11 protein-coding genes and 1 pseudogene are annotated in these 16,860 nt (G+C 69.0%); 11 read left to right on the top strand and 1 reads right to left on the bottom strand.

The window, feature by feature from the left end; translation table 11 throughout:
• Nucleotides 1-3,789, bottom strand: a pseudogene (locus tag VFO68_RS00185) (sugar-binding protein); the annotation flags it as partial.
• Nucleotides 3,790-4,877: 1,088 nt separating this feature from the next.
• Between VFO68_RS00185 and VFO68_RS00180 the strand changes: the two are divergent.
• From VFO68_RS00180 to VFO68_RS00130, 11 genes are all read left to right on the top strand, one after another.
• Nucleotides 4,878-6,332, top strand: coding sequence for an AlkA N-terminal domain-containing protein (locus VFO68_RS00180; RefSeq protein ID WP_325156037.1), 1,455 nt, complete (start codon nt 4,878-4,880; stop codon nt 6,330-6,332).
• 202 nt (nt 6,333-6,534) lie between these two features.
• Nucleotides 6,535-7,755 carry an ATP-grasp domain-containing protein gene (locus VFO68_RS00175; RefSeq protein WP_325156036.1) on the top strand — a complete coding sequence of 407 codons (1,221 nt, stop codon included), beginning with the start codon at nt 6,535-6,537 and terminating at the stop codon, nt 7,753-7,755.
• A gap of 38 nt (nt 7,756-7,793) precedes the next feature.
• Nucleotides 7,794-9,101, top strand: a complete 1,308-nt coding sequence (locus tag VFO68_RS00170) for a lysine N(6)-hydroxylase/L-ornithine N(5)-oxygenase family protein (RefSeq protein ID WP_325156035.1) — start codon at nt 7,794-7,796, stop codon at nt 9,099-9,101.
• Nucleotides 9,102-9,131: 30 nt separating this feature from the next.
• Entirely contained in the window at nt 9,132-9,500 is a 369-nt protein-coding gene (locus tag VFO68_RS00165; RefSeq protein WP_325156034.1) for a cupin domain-containing protein, read from the top strand.
• A gap of 6 nt (nt 9,501-9,506) precedes the next feature.
• Complete coding sequence (locus VFO68_RS00160; protein ID WP_325156033.1) at nt 9,507-11,138, top strand: class I tRNA ligase family protein; 1,632 nt, start codon at nt 9,507-9,509, stop codon at nt 11,136-11,138.
• 30 nt (nt 11,139-11,168) lie between these two features.
• Nucleotides 11,169-12,455: an ATP-grasp domain-containing protein gene (locus tag VFO68_RS00155; RefSeq protein ID WP_325156032.1), complete on the top strand. Its 1,287-nt coding sequence runs from the start codon at nt 11,169-11,171 to the stop codon at nt 12,453-12,455.
• 2 nt (nt 12,456-12,457) lie between these two features.
• Nucleotides 12,458-12,901, top strand: a complete 444-nt coding sequence (locus tag VFO68_RS00150) for a cobalamin B12-binding domain-containing protein (protein WP_325156031.1) — start codon at nt 12,458-12,460, stop codon at nt 12,899-12,901.
• On the top strand, nt 12,898-14,205 hold the full coding sequence (locus tag VFO68_RS00145; protein ID WP_325156030.1) for a methylaspartate mutase: 1,308 nt from the start codon (nt 12,898-12,900) through the stop codon (nt 14,203-14,205). Before VFO68_RS00150 ends, VFO68_RS00145 begins: the two co-directional genes overlap by 4 nt.
• Nucleotides 14,202-15,215 carry an asparagine synthetase A gene (locus tag VFO68_RS00140; protein ID WP_325156029.1) on the top strand — a complete coding sequence of 338 codons (1,014 nt, stop codon included), beginning with the start codon at nt 14,202-14,204 and terminating at the stop codon, nt 15,213-15,215. The genes VFO68_RS00145 and VFO68_RS00140 overlap by 4 nt, the downstream gene beginning before the upstream one ends.
• Nucleotides 15,212-16,495: a glutamate synthase-related protein gene (locus tag VFO68_RS00135; protein ID WP_325156028.1), complete on the top strand. Its 1,284-nt coding sequence runs from the start codon at nt 15,212-15,214 to the stop codon at nt 16,493-16,495. Before VFO68_RS00140 ends, VFO68_RS00135 begins: the two co-directional genes overlap by 4 nt.
• Nucleotides 16,482-16,811: a hypothetical protein gene (locus VFO68_RS00130; protein WP_325156027.1), complete on the top strand. Its 330-nt coding sequence runs from the start codon at nt 16,482-16,484 to the stop codon at nt 16,809-16,811. Before VFO68_RS00135 ends, VFO68_RS00130 begins: the two co-directional genes overlap by 14 nt.
• Nucleotides 16,812-16,860 lie beyond the last annotated feature (49 nt).

Here is a 16,860-nt window from a genome sequence, read left to right as displayed (position 1 = left end):
GTCGAGGTAGTAGGTGTAGTTGACGGTGTTGCCATTGCTCTTGGTCTGCTGGTCGATGTGCCCGCGCCTGGTGTAGGTGAACGAGTTGACCTTGCCGGTGTCGCCGTCGTTCTTCTTGTTGGTGACCTTGGCGACCAGGTCGCGGGTGTTGTACTCGTAGAGCGACGACTTGCCGTCGAATCTGGCCAGGGTCAGGTTGTCGTTCTCGTCGTAGCGGTACTCGGTGGTGTGCTTGACCGAACCGCTCGACAGCTCCTCGACCTTCTCGGCCAGGTTCACGTTGTTGTACGCGACCCGATAGGTGTCGACCGGGCTGTTCGGCGTGGTGTCGGTCAGTTCGACGAGGTTATCGTTGGGGTCGTAGCGGTGCCCGAACGTCTTCCGCTCGTCGTCGGCCTGGCCGGTGTTGTCCCGGACCAGCTGCACCGCACCTGCCTCGGGCGTTCCGTTTCCGTTGCCGGACACGGACACCGTACGAACCTGGTCGGTCGACATGGCGAACTTGCCGAGGCTGACCCATTCCCCCGCGCGCCGGGTCTGGTCGACCCGGGCGGTGCTGGTGCCGCCGTTGTGCGCGACGGTGTAGGTGGCGCCGGTGGCGGTGCCCTTCGGGTAGCGAATCAACACCTCGTAGGTGCCGTCGGCGGGAACGCTGGCCTTCCAGCTGGTCGTCGCGTTCGCGGCACCGGTCGGCCGGTCCACCATCACCACGTTGCGGCCCACCGGAACGCCCGCGTCGGAGTGCTCTTTCAGCTTGCCGTCCGGGAAGTAGGTCCAGGTCTCCACCCGCTGCGCCCCACCGCCGGCACTGGTCACCGTGCGGTTGGACTGCTGGCCGGTGTCGGTGTAGTCGTAGGCGGACCGGATCTCCCACGGGTCGGTGGACGTGCGCAGCCAGCCGTTGTCGAAGTAGGTCTGCCTGGTGATGTTGCGGACCGTCTCGTTGTGCGAGGGTGGCGAGCTGATCTCGATCGAGTTGCCAACCTCGTCGTAGGTGTAGATCGTGCTGACCGGGTTGCGGTGCTCGGCGTCGTCCGGGTCGAACGGCAGAATCTCCTCGCGGGCCCGGTTGAGCTCGTCGTAGATGGTTTCGGCCAGGAAGTCGTTGGGCTTGTCCGGGGTGTCCACGCCGCGCGGGTTGGTCGTGCGGGTCAGGTTGCCGACCTCGTCGTACTCGTAGCGGGTGGTGAAGTACCGGATGGACCCGTTGTCGTTGCGGTGCGGGGAGCGCACCTCTTTCTGCATCCCGCGCTCGTCGAGCGTGATGAGGGTTTCGTTGCCGTCCTCGTCGGAGCTGGCGATGACGTTGCCGTCGCGGTCGTAGCGGGTCTTGGCGGAGTTGCCGTCCGCGTCGATGGTCTCGGCGACCTGGTGGTTGGCGTCGAAGACGTAGCGGGTGGTGAAGTCGTCCGGGTTGGGCGTCCTGTTCTTGCGGCCGTCGGTCTCCTTGACCAGGTTGCCGACCCCGTCGTACTCGGCGGTGATCCGGTTGCCGTTGACGTCGGTGGCCTGCAGCAGTTGGTCGACCTGGTCGTAGACGAACGTGTAGGTGAAGTCGTTCGGGTCGGCCGAGGTGAGGTTGCCCTTGGGCTCGGTCTGCTTGAGCAGGTTGCCGACCCGGTCGTAGGCGAACGTGGTGAGCTTGTCCGGATCGGTCGGGAGATCCTTGGGCGCGTAGATGCCGACCTGCTGGTCCATCTCGTCGTAGACGATGCGGGTCACCGCGCCGTTGGCGGCGGTGTTGGTCACCACGTTGTCGTTGCGGTCGTACCGCGGCCCGGGCGTGACGATGACCTTGCCGGCCGCCTGGTCCTTCGGCTCGCGAGTGTCCAGCGGGCGCTTGAAGACGTCGTAGGAGTAGCTGCTGGTCTTGCCGCGTGCGTCGGTGATCGACACGACATTTCCGAGGTTGTCGTACCGGAAGAACGTGGTGCACCCGAGCGCGTCGGTGATCAACCGCGGGTAGCCGTTGGCGTCGTAGTCGCCGTAGACGGTGGTGTGCTCGTTGGCATCGGTCTGGTTGATCAGATGCCCGAACCCGTCGTAGGAGTACCGGGAGGTGAAGTCGTTCGGATCCGGGGTCGCGGTGCCCTTCGGATCGGTGACGGAGACCAGGTTCCCCCGCTCGTCGTAGACGAACGACCACCTGCGGCCCTCCGGGGTGACCTTCTCGGTCAGGTCCGCGACGTGGCCGTCCAGGGTGGTGCGATAGCCCAGTCGGGTGGCCGGACCGTTGGTCCGGTTGGCCTCGGCGTCTTTGATCTCGAGCGGAAACCCGGTTTTCTGGTCGTAGGCCCAGGTCTGCACGGCGCCGTTGTGCTCGACCAGCCGGATGACGTTGTTGTCGCCGTCCCAGGTGAGCTGGGTCGACTCGTTCTTGGCGTTGGTGATCCGCTCGGCCCGGCCGAAGCCGTCGATCAGGGTGCGGGTGGCGTGCCCGTTGCCGTCCAGCACCGTCGAGTCGATCTTCGAACCCGCACCGGCGTCCGGATCGACGTAGTCGAAGCCCATCGGACTGTTGCGCCGGTCGGTGACCGTGCGGACGTTCCATTTCCGCTGTGTGTCGGCGAAGTAGTCGACCCGGGTGGTGTGCCCGTTGGGATCCACGACAGAGATCAGCTTGCGGCCGGCCTCGTCGTAGAAGAACGTGTACGGCTTGGCGTCCGGGTTGTCCAGCCCGTCGATCACCTCGCCGAGGAATCCCCGGTCGGTGTAGGTGAACGCCACCGTCCGACCGGACAGGTCGGTGATCGACTTGATCCGGTTGACGATGAACAGGTTGTCCAGGTTGGTGCCGGTCAGCTTGCGGCCGCCCAGAATGTAGGAGAACGTGTCACCGCGCTGGTAGTAGTCCACCGTCAGGGTGCGCCGGCCGGTCGCATCGGTGACGTGCTTGAGCACCCCGGTGTTGCGGTTGCCGATCAGCGCCCGCTCGTAGGTGAACGACATCGTGTTGCCGTTCTTCTCCACCGTGGCGGTGTGGTAACCCTGCGCGTCGAAGAAGAACTGCGTGCGCTCCGGCGAGGTGAACACCCACCGCCGGTCGCTGGAGCCGTTCGGCAGGTACTGCAGGTAAAGGTGCACGCCGGCCGGGGAGTCGTAGGTCCACCTCCGGCTGTCCGCGCTGCCGTTCTTGTTCAGCTCGAACACATGGCTCGTACCGTCACCGTCGACCAGCGTCACGGTGGGCGGCCAGCCGAGCAGCCCGGGCAGCAACCCGCCGAACTCCAGCGGCGTGCCCAGCCGGTTCAGCGTCGACGGCGCGACCGACCAGCCCACCCCGGCGTGCGAGTTGGAGGTGTCGCCGGAGTTGTAGGACAGCCGCAGAAAACTGGCCAGGCCTCGGCTCGGGTTGGACAGCACGTCGAGGTTCCACACCGCGTTGCCGGAGAACTGGTTGACCAGAAGGTTTCCGCCGGCTCCGGTGGGCACCCCGGAGTAGGTGTAGAACTGCTCGAGGCCCAACTGGTCCGAGGTCGGCTGCTCCACCCGCACGTCGAAGTCCAGCGTCGGCACGCCGGCCGTGTCCGACAACCACCGTCGGGTCGAGTTGTCGAAGATGTCCCAGCGCAGGATGAACTGCTCGCGGTCATTGCCGATGTCGGCCAGCGCGGGCGCCTTGACCCGGGCATCCAACGTGACGCTCGTGCCGGGCGCGAGGTTCGTCGCGAACGCCGTGTCCAGCCGGGTTCCCGCGGTGGCGTCGTTCCCGTTGGGCAACGTCCAGTGGTAGGACAGCACGTGCCGGCCGGCCACCAGCGGCTGCGTGGTGGTGTTGCTGACGGTCATCCGGACCGGGTACACGTCACCCGGGATCATCCGCCGAGGCGTTTCGGGCGCCGCGTACGCCACGGACGCCAGTTCGCTTCGAATGGGACGGCTCATCGGCGGCTGAATGCCCGGTGGCGGCGTGGCGGGTGGCGTCGCCGGAGCGCACCGTGGCGATGGTGGTGCGACCATCCGGACGACGGGCGACGCCACGGCGCTCGCGGGCACCCCGGCCACCGGCGACACACCGGAGAGCAGCAGTGCCCCCAGCGAACCAACAGAACAGATCCGGCCCAGTTTCCCCATGGTCCAGCATCCCCTCAGGCACCCGATTTCGGGCGCGTCGACATAACCGCCGGCCGAATTCAGGCCGCGCAGCCACGATCTGTCAGCGAAATTGTTTCCCCAGTGAACGCCGTCCACCCCAGCAGAGCACGTCCCCCGGACCCCGACCGCCCCTGCCTGCTCAAGGGCGGCACCCAGTCAAGCACCATCCGGCGGCGCACCGCAATAGGCGGACACATTCGATCTCTTTCTCGATCATTCTTCGTCCGGTCCACAATGGATGTACCGCACGTCGGCAGCCAATCCCTCGTCCACACGCGCACCCATTCTTGACGGCCGGGAGCCAACCCCGGAGCCGGTCCTGACCACGGATTGGGCGGCTCCCGCCGGTCGTGCGGTGGTGGAACGGAGGATCGGACATGCGCAGCAGGAGCCGGGCCAGGGCGCTGATCGCGGCGCTGACACTCGCCGCGTCCATCACGCCGAGTGGTTTGCCCGCACAAGCCGCCACGAGCGCACCGTCCCCACGGACCTCCGCCCACCTTCCCGCTCATCACCGGAGACCAACTGCGCCTCGTCCCGAGACCCGGCCGCGAACCCATCGTCGAGGTGCTGCCGGACGCGTCCAGAGCTGCGAATACGATTCGGCATTCACGGTAATCCTTTCGTGTAGGAGATCCCGACCGAAAGGATGGCGATCACGCTCCCGGGAAGACGTGAGCAATCAGGTCTGGAGCGCCGGCGGGAGGGCGCTCGGTCGGCTCGGCGGGGTGATGTCGCAAAATCGCGAGGTTTCCGGGGTGCGGCGGGGCACACTGGGGGGCGTGTACCAGCAGGTGGACAGGTGCTTGAAGGCGGTTCTGTCGAAGGACGACCGGTTTGACGGGTGGTTCTTCTCGGCCGTGCTGACCACCGGGGTGTACTGCCGGCCGAGCTGCCCGGTGCCCTCGCCCAAGCCCCAGAACATGCGGTTCTACCCCACCTCGGCGGCCGCGCAGGCAGCCGGGTTCCGCGCCTGCAAGCGCTGCCGGCCGGACGCCTCGCCGGGGTCGCCGGAGTGGAACGAGCGCGCCGACCTGGCCGCCCGGCTGATGCGCCTGATCGCCGACGGGGTGGTCGACCGGGACGGCGTCGCGGGCCTCGCGGCACGGGTCGGCTACAGCGTCCGCCAGGTCGAGCGGCAGCTCTACGCCGAACTGGGTGCCGGACCGCTCGCGCTGGCCCGCGCCCAACGCGCCCAGTCCGCCCGGATCCTGATCGAGACCACCCTGCTGCCGATGGGCCAGGTCGCCTACGGCGCCGGGTTCTCCAGCGTCCGAACGTTCAACGAGACGGTCCGCCACGTCTTCGGCCTGACGCCGAGCGAGCTGCGCACCCGGGCGAAGAAGGTGGGCAAGAGTGCGACCCCGAGCGTGCTGTCGCTGCGGCTGCCCTTCCGCCGGCCGCTGAGTCCGGACAACCTGTTCGAGCAGCTGGCCGCGACCGCCGTGCCCGGAGTGGAGGAATGGCGGGACGGGGAGTACCGGTGCGCGCTGCGGTTGCCGCACGGGCACGGCATCGCCGCGCTGCGGCCCCACCCGGACCACATCATGTGCGAACTTCGGCTCACCGACCTGCGGGATCTGTCCGCGGGCATCAGCCGGTGCCGGTGGCTGCTCGACCTGGACGCGGATCCGGTCGCGGTCGACGAACTGCTCGGCGCGGACGACGCGCTCGCCCCGCTGGTCACCAAGCATCCGGGCCGCCGGGTTCCGCGGACCACCGGTCCGGCCGAGTTCGCCGTGCGCGCGGTGCTCGGTCAGCGCGCCTCGACGACCACGGCGCGGGAGCTTGCGGCGCGGCTCGTCGCCGAATACGGCAAACCGATCGAGGACCCGCTCGGCGGCCTGACCCACCTGTTCCCGGAGCCGGCCGACCTCGCCGGGCTGGATCCCGACGCGCTCGGGCTGACCGGCACTCGCACGGCCGCGCTGACCGGGTTGATCGACGCGCTCGTCAACGGCGGGCTCGATCTCAACATCGGCGCCGACTGGGAGCAGGCCCGGGCACACCTCACCTCGCTGCGCCGCATCGACCGGTGGACCGTGGAGACGATCGCGATGCGGGCGCTCGGCGATCCCGACGCGTTCGTCGCGGCCGACCCGGCCGTGCGCGCCGGCGCCGGGGCACTCGAGCTGCCGACCAACCCGGCCGCCCTGGTCGAGCGATCGGCGCGGTGGCGGCCATGGCGCGCCTACGCCGGGCAGTATCTGCGCTCCACCAACGGAGTGTCCCGCTGACGATCGGCGTTGTGCCGACCACTTCCTCTTCGCACGCTCGGTCGCCGGGCGCGTCGGCTCGGTAACCTGCCCGGCTTTTGATTGTCCGCGCAGGTCAAGGGTTCCGGCCAATCCATCCACCGGATGTAGTTGCCGGCGACGAAGCGTGGGGAGAAGGATCTCTATGGGTTCAGACGGAGTTGTCCTGGTGATCGGATGCGGAATGCGTCCGTACCGGGAGTACCTGTTGTCCTCGGCCGGAGTCCGGCACCCGCTGTGGTTGTTCGCCTCAGCGGAACTCACCTGGCAGCGCCCGTACGTCGCCGGCGGCACGGTCGTCGATCTGCTCGATCGGGACGCCGTGCTGGCCGCCGCCCGGGAACTGGCCGCGACGACGCCGGTCCTCGGCGTGCTGTCGTGGGACGAGGCGCTGATCGTGAACACGGCGCAGGTCGCGGACATGCTCGGCCTGCCCGGCGCGGGCATCGCCGGGATCGAGGGCTGCCGGGACAAGTTCCGCAGCCGCCAGGTGGTCACCGCCGCGGGGGTGGCCCAGCCACGGTTCGAGTTCGTCCGGGACGAGGCGCGGGCCGTCGCCGCGGCGGAAACCATCGGGTACCCGGTCGTCGTCAAGCCACGCGGCCTTGGCGCCAGCATCGGCGTCGTGCTGGCCGCTGACGCCCCGGCCGTGCGGAAAGCGTTCCACGCGGCCGAGGAGGCCAGCCTGATCGGCGCGCCGGCCTACCAGGGTGGCGCACTGATCGAGGAATACCTGACCGGGCCCGAGATCAGCATCGACGGCGCCGTGGTGGACGGCCGTTACCGCCCACTTTTCGTCGCCCGAAAGACCGTCGGCATGGCTCCGTACTTCGAGGAGCTCGGGCACATGGTCGACGCCAACGACGAGTTGCTGGCCGATCCGAGGCTGATCGCCACGATCGCGTCGGCGCACCAGGCGATCGACTTCCGGTACGGCATCACGCACACCGAGGTCAAGCTGACCGAACGCGGCCCGGTGATCGTCGAGATCAACGGGCGGCTCGGCGGAGACCTGATCCCACTGCTGGCCCGGTTCGCCACCGGAATCGATCCGGGAGCCGCCGTCGTCGACGTCGCGCTCGGCCGGGAGCCGGAGCTTCCGTCCCGCGGCGAAGGCCGCTGCGCCGGGGTGCGGTTCGGCTATCCGGCGACCGAGTGCGTCGTCGAAGCCGTCTCGGTGCCGGAATGCCTGCCGGACAACGATGTGCTCGCCGCGGCCGCGCTGGTCGAACCGGGCGCGCGGATGATGCTGCCGCCGGCCGAGTTCATCTCCCGGTACGCCTACGTGATCTGTGCCGGCCGCGATCCGGACAGCTGCGCCGCGGCGCTGGCGGCCAGCCTGCCGCAGGTCCGGCTGACCGCGCGAGACCTGGTGCCGGCAGCGTCGGGAGCTGCCGGTGTCTGACCAATCCACGACTACTCCCAACGAGGCCGGAGCATTTCATGCCGAACCATGATGTTGAGCTGCTTGCCGTCGGAGCGGGGCCGTCGAATCTCGCGCTCGCCGTGGCGCTGGAAGAACTGGCACCGCAACTGGCCCGCGACTCGCTCATCATCGAGCGGGACTCGGACGTCTCCTGGCAGCGCGGCATGCTGCTGCCCGAGGCGCTGTCCCAGGTGTCCTTCCTCAAAGACCTGGTGACCCTGCGCAACCCGCGCAGCAAGTTCTCCTTCCTCAACTACCTGCACGACACCGGCCGGCTGAACGAGTTCGTGAACATGGGAAGCTTCGTGCCGTACCGGGTCGAGCTCGCCGGCTATCTCAGGTGGACGGCCGAGCAGCTGTCGATGGTGGATCTACAGCTCGGCCGGGAATGCGTCGACATCAGCCCGATATGGACGGATGACGTGCTGACCGGGTGGGCGACCAAGACCGCTGACGGGCGGGTGATCCGCAGCCGGTACCTGGTCGTCGGGGTCGGCCGGGACGCCCGGATTCCCCAACCGCTGCAGGGTGTCGCGCAGCAACGAGTGATCCACAGTACCCAGTACCTGCAGCGGATCGCCCAACTACGCAATGGTCTCCCCTACCGGGTCACCGTCGTCGGCGCGGGCCAGAGTGCGGCCGAGCTGTTCTCCGCGGTGCAGAACGACCTGCCGGAGTGCCGCCCCACGCTGGTCACCCGCTCGATCGGGCTGAACTGTTACGAGACGAGCAAATTCAACAACGAACTGTACTTCCCGTCGTTCGTCGACGAGTTCTACATCGCCCGACCCGAGGCGCGCCGGCAGATGCTGACCGAGATGCGGCACACCAACTACGCCGGCCTCGCCCCGTCCACGATGGACTCACTGTACCGGCAGATGTACCTCGACCGGCTGTCCGGCCGGGACCGCCTGCGAATGATCACGATGCACGACATCACGGCCGCCCGGGACGACGGCGACGAGATCGTCCTGGAGTTGACCGACCGCCGCACCGGTGCCGTCCAGCAGCTGCGGACCGACCTGGTGTTGCTCGGCACCGGGTTCTCGGAGCTGATGCCGAGGATGGTGCGGCGCCTGGCCGGATCGCTCGGTCTGTCCGACATCACCGTCACCCGGGACTACCGGCTGGCCATCGACCGGCCCAGCACGGCGGCCTGCTACCTGCAGGGTGTGAACGAGGCCACCCATGGGATCGCCGACTCGCTGCTGAGCGTGCTCGCACCCCGGGCGAACGACATCCTGCAGGACATCCTCCGCCATCAGGATGCCGCCGAGCTGGCCACCCCGGACCCGACACAGGTCTCGGCCTCCATCGCAGGCTGACCCTTTGACCCTACGAAAGGAAATGTGGAGATGGAACTCCGACCATTGTTGCGGGACAAGATGAACCACGAGAACGGCGCGGACGCGCAGCGGCTCGTGCCGTGGGAGGCGCTCAACGCGCCGTTCGAGGGCTCGTGGTGCGTGGTCGCGCCGGGCGGTGCGACCGGCATGCATTCACACCACGAATACGAGATCTTCATCGCCGTCACCGGCGAGGCGGTACTGGACTCCGAGAACGAGCGTTGCCCGTTCCGCGCCGGAGACGTCGTCCACTTTCCGCCGGGCGTGGCACACCGGGTGATCAACGAGAGCGACAGCGACTTCGAGCTGTACTGCATCTGGTGGGACACCGACATGTCGGTGAAGTTCGTCGACCGGCACCAAACCGCGGAGGCCTGAGCAGCGATGCCAGCACCGCAGCACGTGGGCGCCCGACCGGTCCTGGTGATCGGCGGGCCGCCCACGACCAACGGCGACATGCACGTCGGGCACGTTGCCGGCCCCTACGTGGCCGCCGATGTGCACGTGCGCTACCTACGGGCGGCCGGCCGCGAGGTGCTGTTCGCGTCTGGTGGCGACGACAGCCAGACCTACGTCGTCACCAGCGCGGCCCGGCAGGGCACCACACCGGGGGCACTGACCACGAAGTCCTGGCTGCAGATCAAGCGCACGTTCGAGGCCATCGGCGTCGACCTGGACGGCTTCGCTCCGACCGACGACGGCTACCGGTCCACCGTGTACGACTACGTCAACCGGTTGTACGACAAGGGAATGTTCCGCAAGCGCACGGTGCGGCTGCCCTATTCGACGCGCACCAACACGTTCCTGGTCGAAGGGTTCGTCGGCGGCGACTGCCCGACCTGCCTGGCTGACAGCCGGGGCGGGATCTGCGAGAGCTGCGGTCACCCGATCGACTTCGACGCGCTGATCGACCCATGGTCCATCCTCGACCCGGACGACCCGGTCACCTACCGCGAGGCCGAGATCCTGGTCTTTCCGCTGGAGGAGTACCGCGAGCGGCTGATCGCCTTCCATGAGTCGAAGGCCACCACCTGGCGGCCGCATGTGGTGTCGCTCATGCGGGAACTGCTTGCCAGGCCGCTACCCGATTTTCCGATCACCTACCCGGTCGACTGGGGCATGGCCGCGCCGTTCGCGGAAACCCCTGGGCAGACGCTCAACGCGTGGCTCGAGGGAATGCCGGCGTCGATGTACTGCCATGCGCACGCGCGCCGGCAACGCGGTATCGAGCCGCCGGCCAACGACGACGCGTGGCGCGCCGAACACGACGCGGAGCTGGTCTTCTTCGTCGGCTTCGACAACCTGTTCATCTGGGCCCTTGTGCACGTGGCGGAGCTGATCGCCCACGAGGGCCGGTACGTGCTGCCGGACACGATCCTGTGCAACGAGTTCTACGAGCTGGAGAACGAGAAGTTCTCCACCAGCAAGGGGCACGTGATCTGGGCGCGGGACCTGGTGGCCGAGGTGCCGAGGGACATCGTCCGGTTCTACCTCAACCTGACCGCACCCGAGCACGCGCGGACCAACTTCAGCCGGGCAGGGCTGGACAAGGTGGTTGGCGAGCGGCTGGTCGGCCCGTGGAACGAGCTCGCCGCGAACCTGGCGAAGCTGACCGCGGAGGTGGGTGGCGACACCCAGCCGCTACCGGTCTCACCGCGGGCGCGGTCCAACGCCGCCGCGATACTGCGCAGGTTCAGCCTGTGTTTCGAGCTGCCCAGCTTCAGCCTGAGCCGGGCCGCCGACCTGGTGGTGCAGAACGTGGAACGGTTGCGCGCCCACGCGACCCGCGCGCTGGCCGCGAACCTGGACCGGGACGCGCTCCGGGCCGTGCTCGGTGAGCTGTTCCTCCAGGTGCGGGCGCTGGTCAGCGCGGCCTCGCCGATCCTCATCGACCTCGCCGCCAGCGCCGCCCGGGCGGGCGACTTCGAACCGGACATGAGGCCCGGCGCGCTCGACCTGACCCACACCACCGCATTCGCCGTGCCAGGCCTGGATCTGCGCACGGCACTGAGCTGACCAACCTAAGAAGTTCGAACGGGAGAGAACGTGGCGGACAAGCCAATCGTGATCGTCGGGTTCGTGGCCACCGCACTCAGCGCGTTCGCGCAGATCCTGCCGGACCACTCGGTGATCTTCGTCGAGGAGCCCGATGTCATCCGCAAGCGGCAGGTGCGCGACAAGATCGCCGGAGCCGGGCTGGTCCGTGACCTGATCGCGTGGGAGTTCCACCTACCCGGCAAAGCCGACGAGTTCCACCAGGTGCACGGCGACCTCAACCCGGCGGCGGTGGTCCCGCTGACCGAGTATGCGACGCCGTTCGCCGCCCGGCTCGCCGAGCGGCTCGGCCTGCCCGGTGCCGGCCTCGGCGCCGCGCAGATCCTGCGGGACAAGGAACTGTTGCGCCGGGTCAGCGCGGCCGCCGGGATCGCCAACCCGGAGATGGTCCGGGTGGACGGCCCGGCCGATGTGCTGGACTTTCTGCGCGGCGGCAGCGGGCCGATCGTGCTCAAACCGGCGAACCGGCAGGCGTCGGTCGGCACACAGGTGATCCACGAGCCGGCGCAGGTCGAGGCGGCCTGGGCGAGTTGCGTGGTGCAGGACGAGGGCGTCTACGTGCCAGACCGGGTCATGGAACTGCGGATGCTGGCCGAGCGGTACGTCGAAGGGTCCGAGTACAGCGTCGAGATGCTGGTGCGGGCGGGCGATGAGCTGTTCGTCAACGTCACCGGCAAGCAGCTGTTTCCCGGTCCGCGCCCGGTGGAACTGGGCCATGTGGTGCCCGCGGACATCGCACCGGAACTTGCCGGGACGCTCGCCGCCGAGACCAGGCGGGTGGTGGCGGCGGTCGGCTTCGGCGACGGCATCGTCCACTGTGAATGGATCGTCTCGGACGGCATCCCGTACCTGGTGGAGTGTGCGGGCCGGTTTGCCGGTGACGGCATCATCGAGCTGATTCAGCGGGCCTACCCGGTGGAGCTCAACCGCGCCTACTTCGCGCTGATGAAGGGCGAACCACTGCCGGAGGTGCTGCCGTGCCGGGCCGCGGGCGCCGCGGCGGTGCGGTTCCTGTCGATCGAGCCGGGAGTGGTCGCCGACGTGCGTGGGGTCGAGGAGGCCGAGCGGGCCGCCGGGGTGGTTCACTGCGACGTCAGCATCGCCGCGGGCCAGGAGTTCGCCGGGCTGCGCAGCTCGTGGGACCGGGTCGGCGACGTGATGGTGACCGCGGACAACCCGGCGCAGGCGCAGCGGCTGGCCGAGGCCGCCGCCGACCTGATCCGCATCGAGATGCGTCCGGCCGAGCGGCCCGCGGAGCTGGCGACCGCAGCGTCATGAGCATGGAAATCGTTGGCGGACCCAGACTTTCCGCCGTCGTCACCAGCCTGTCCTCCGACGCGCACACCTGGAATCTGGTCTACCTGCAACTGCTCCTCGAGGAACTGGGCTGCCTGGTCACCAATCTGGGCGGCTGCACGCCGGACGAGACGATCCTGTGCGAGTGCGTGACCCGGCGCCCCGACCTGGTCGTGGTGAGCAGCCTGAACGGGCACGGTTGTCGCGACGGCCTGCGGCTGATCGGGGCGATCCGGGCCTGTCCCGAGTCGGCGGCCGTTCCGGTGGTGATCGGCGGCAAGCTCGACGTCGCGGGCGGCGGCGACGGCCGCAACGCCGGGCGGTTGCTGGCAGCCGGTTTCGACGCCGTGTTCGAGGACACCGGCGAGTTCCGCTCATACGTGCACCGGCTCGCCAGCCGGGCCGGCACCCCGATTGGCGCCCGGTGACCGCGCGGCCGGAGTCGTTCGGCGAGGTGGTCGCCGGCCACGCCGGGCGGGGCGAACTGGTCGTCCAGCCGCGCATGGGATTCTCCTGCCCGGCATGCATGCGGCATGGGCTGCTGCGAACCCGGGCCGCGCGTGCCGCCACCGTCGGCACCATCACGCTGGACAGCTACACCAGAGTGGGCGATCACGACGCGTCGCGCCGGGCGATCGCCGCCGGCGCCGACCTCAACGGCTATCCGCTGGTGGACCGCGACCGCGGCACAACCGCGGCGATGCTCGACCGGGTTGTCACGCCCGGGTTTCCGGTGCAGGTCCGGCACGGCTCCGCCGACCCGCGAAGGATCGTGCGGGCCCTGTTGGACTTCGGCCTTGACGCCACCGAAGGCGGCCCGGTGTCCTACTGCCTGCCGTACAGCCGACTGCCGCTGGCCACGGCCGTGCGCAACTGGCGGGAAGCCTGCGAGATGCTGGCCGCGGGCGGCGGTGAACCGCACCTGGAGACGTTCGGCGGCTGCATGATGGGCCAGCTCTGCCCGCCGGCATTGCTGGTCGCGCTGAGTGTGTTGGAGGGCATGTTCTTCCGGCAGCACGGCGTGCGGTGCATCTCGTTCAGCTACGCGCAGCAGACCCACGCGGTCCAGGACGAGGAGGCGGTCGCGGCGCTGCGCGAGCTGATCCGCCGGTACGTCCCGGATGCCCGCACCCACGTCGTGATCTACACCTACATGGGCGTCTTTCCGCGCACCGCGGGCGGGGCCCGGCGGTTGCTCGCCGACTCGGCGCGGCTGGCCGCACGGGCCGGGGCGAGCCGGCTGATCGTCAAGACCACCGCCGAGGCGCACCGGTTGCCGACGGTGGCCGAGAACGTGGCGGCCCTCGAGTGCGCGGCCGCGGCCGCCAGGGGCGTGCCACAGCGCCCGGCCCCTGCCGACACGGGCCTCCTCATGCAGGCGAAAGCGTTGGTGGACAACGTTCTCGCGCTGCACGACGACATCGGCCGGGCGCTCGTGATCGCGTTCGCCCGCGGCCAGCTCGACGTGCCGTTCTGCCTGCATCCGGACAACGCCGGACGGACCCGCGGCCGCCTCGGCGCCGACGGAAGGCTGGAGTGGCAACGGATCGGCTCGCTGCCGATCGGCGATCTGGTCGAGTTGCCAGCCACCGAGCGGATGACCTCCGCCGACCTGCTGAACGCCCTGCGCTACGTCGAGCGCACGTTCGACGACCGGTTCGGGGCGCCGCCGATGGTGCTCGCGGGTTCCGACCACGGCCCGCCACAGCTGAGAACAGGGAGTAACCAATGACCCAGATGTCGGCAATGACCGCGGCTCCGGCCGGCGAGCTGCCGCCGGGAACGCGAGAGCACCTGCGCTCACCGATCACCCAGGCCGCTCTGCGTATTCAGAACAACATCACCATCGCCACCCGGGACTACCTGGGTGGGCTCGGTTTCCAGGAGTTGACCCCGCCGCTCATCGGGCCGGTGACCGACCCGGGCTGCCGCGGCGCCAAACAGGTCGATGTGGACTACTACGGCCACAAGTACAAGCTGATGACCAGCGTCATCCTGTACAAGCAGGCATCCCTGCTCGCCTTCGACAAGGTGTTCTACATCGCGCCGAATGTCAGGTTGGAGCCGCTCGAGACCGCGACCACCGGCCGGCACCTGGCCGAGTTCACCCAGATCGACGTCGAGGTGGCGGAGGCCAGTCGCGAGGACGTCCTCGACCTGGTGCAGGGCCTGCTCAGGCACGTCGTTCGCCACGTGCTGCATGAGTCCACAGTGGACCTGATGGCCCTGCGCCGCAACCCCGAGGTGTTCGAGCCCATGCTGCGGCAGGACTTCGAGCGGATGACCCATACCCAGGCGGTGGCCAGGGTGCGAGGCCTGGCACAGGATCAGAGCACCGACGCCGAGATCAACTGGGCCGGCGAGAAGCTGATCTCCGAGCACACCGACCGGCCGTTCTTCATCGTCGACTATCCGAAGGGCTCACGGGGCTTCACCGACGGCGAGTCCTACACCGAGCCGGGCGTGCTGCGCAACTTCGACCTCATCGCCCCGGACGGGTTCGGCGAGCTGTGCAGTGGCGGCGAGCGCACCTTCGAGTACCGGCGCCTGATCGAACGAATGCGGGAGACCGGGGAGAACCCGGCCAAGTACGCCTGGTACCTCGATCTGGCAAGGGAGGGCCTGCGCCCGAGCGCGGGTTTCGGCCTCGGTCTGGAGCGGGTGACCCGTTACCTCGCCGGGCTGGATGCCGTGTGGCAGGCCAGCGCCTACCCGAAGCTGCCGGGGATCGCGTCGCCATGACCCACATCCGGGCCCCGCACCTGCCAGAGCCGGCCATTCGGGCCCGCGCCCGGGACGGCACTGCGGCGATCTTCCCCGGCATCGACGGCTACGGGCACACACTGTTCGGCGCCGCGCCCGGGGCCGACGCCGGGGATCTCGACCTGGCGCGGATCGTGCCCCCGGTCTTCGTGCCGCAGCGGCTGGAGAAGATGTTCGAGCTGGGTCGGGAACCGCTCTACGGTGACGTCGATCTGAGGTCTTCCATCGGCGGGTTCGCCGCGCCACTCCCGGTTTTCCTGTGCGCCTTCGGCTCCACCCAGGTGGCGGGCGGGCAGCTGGGTGTCGCGGCGAGCGAGCAGGCCGCCCGGCTGGGCATCCCGATGGTCATCGGGGAGAACGTGGTGCCGATGCACGGCTACGGCCGCCTGGCCGACGCGGCCGAACACGGCCTGATCGGCCGGATCCGGGCCTACGCGCACGCCGTGCCGGACGGGGTCGGCGGCGTCGTGGTGCAGCAGAGCACCGAGGACGCCGACGCTGAGGTGTGGAACCTGGTCTACAGCGACCCGTTCGCCACCATGCTGCTCGAGAGTGGGCGGCTGGCGTTCGAGCTGAAGGTGGGCCAGGGCGCCAAACCCGGGCTGGGCGGCATGACCGTGCTCACCCGCGCTGCCGCCGCGTCGGTGTCCGAGCAGTACACCGTGGACGACCCGTTCGGTCCCGATGAGGCCATGGTGCTGCGCAGCAGCAGCCCGGGCACGTTCACCGAGGAGATCTTGCGTCAGCAGATTCGCTTGATGCGCAACAACTATCCGCGTGCCCGGGTGTGGGTGAAGCTGCATCCCGGTCGCGATGTCGGGCATGCCGCCCAGGTGGCCTGGTCGGCCGGGGCGGACGCGGTCACCGTGGACGGCGCCGAGGGTGGAACCGGATGGGCCCCCTCGGTTTTCCTCGATCAGGTCGGACTCCCGCTGGCCGAGTGCCTGCGCCGGATCGGCAAGCACAGTGACGGCGCGGCGGCGCTGCTGGCGTCCGGCCGGATCTGGGAGGGCGCGCGGGCATTGAAGTGCTTGGCGATGGGCGCGACCGCGGTCGGCCTCGGCCGGGCCGCGTTGCTCGCGGTGAGCGAGGACGCCACCGACGGGCTGGTCCGGCTGGTGCGGTGCCTGGAACTGGAGCTGCGACTGCTGTTGAGCGCCCTTGGCAAGTACCACGTGTCGGCGCTGACCGCCGATGATCTCTGGTTTCCCGACCACGACCACGGCTCGCGTGAGGAGCACGGCAATGATCAACTATGACGGCCGCAGGTTTCGCAAGGTCACCTCCGATCCGGACGCGCCGGTGGCGACGTATCACCAGCGCGACGATCTGGTGTGGGCCGAGTTCGCCGGCGGAGAGGTGCGACGCGGGTCGCTCACCGGCACCTGCGCCCCGGACGGCACGCTCGACTTCGCCTACACCATGGTGCTTGCCGGCGGCGCGGTGATCTCCGGGCACAGCACGAACAAGCCCGTGTTTCTTCCGGACGGTCGCATTCGGCTCGACGAGCGGTGGGAACGCTACGGCGCGCACGCCGAACAGGGAACCTCGAGCATCGTCGAGGTTGCGGGTTGATTGTCCACGGCCCGCGATCGTTCCGGTCAACCGGACGCGTGGCTTGAAT

Source organism: Actinophytocola sp., assembly GCF_035712165.1.
In the GTDB taxonomy this organism is placed as follows: domain Bacteria; phylum Actinomycetota; class Actinomycetes; order Mycobacteriales; family Pseudonocardiaceae; genus DASYTH01.
This window is presented reverse-complemented; position numbering and strand designations above follow the sequence as displayed.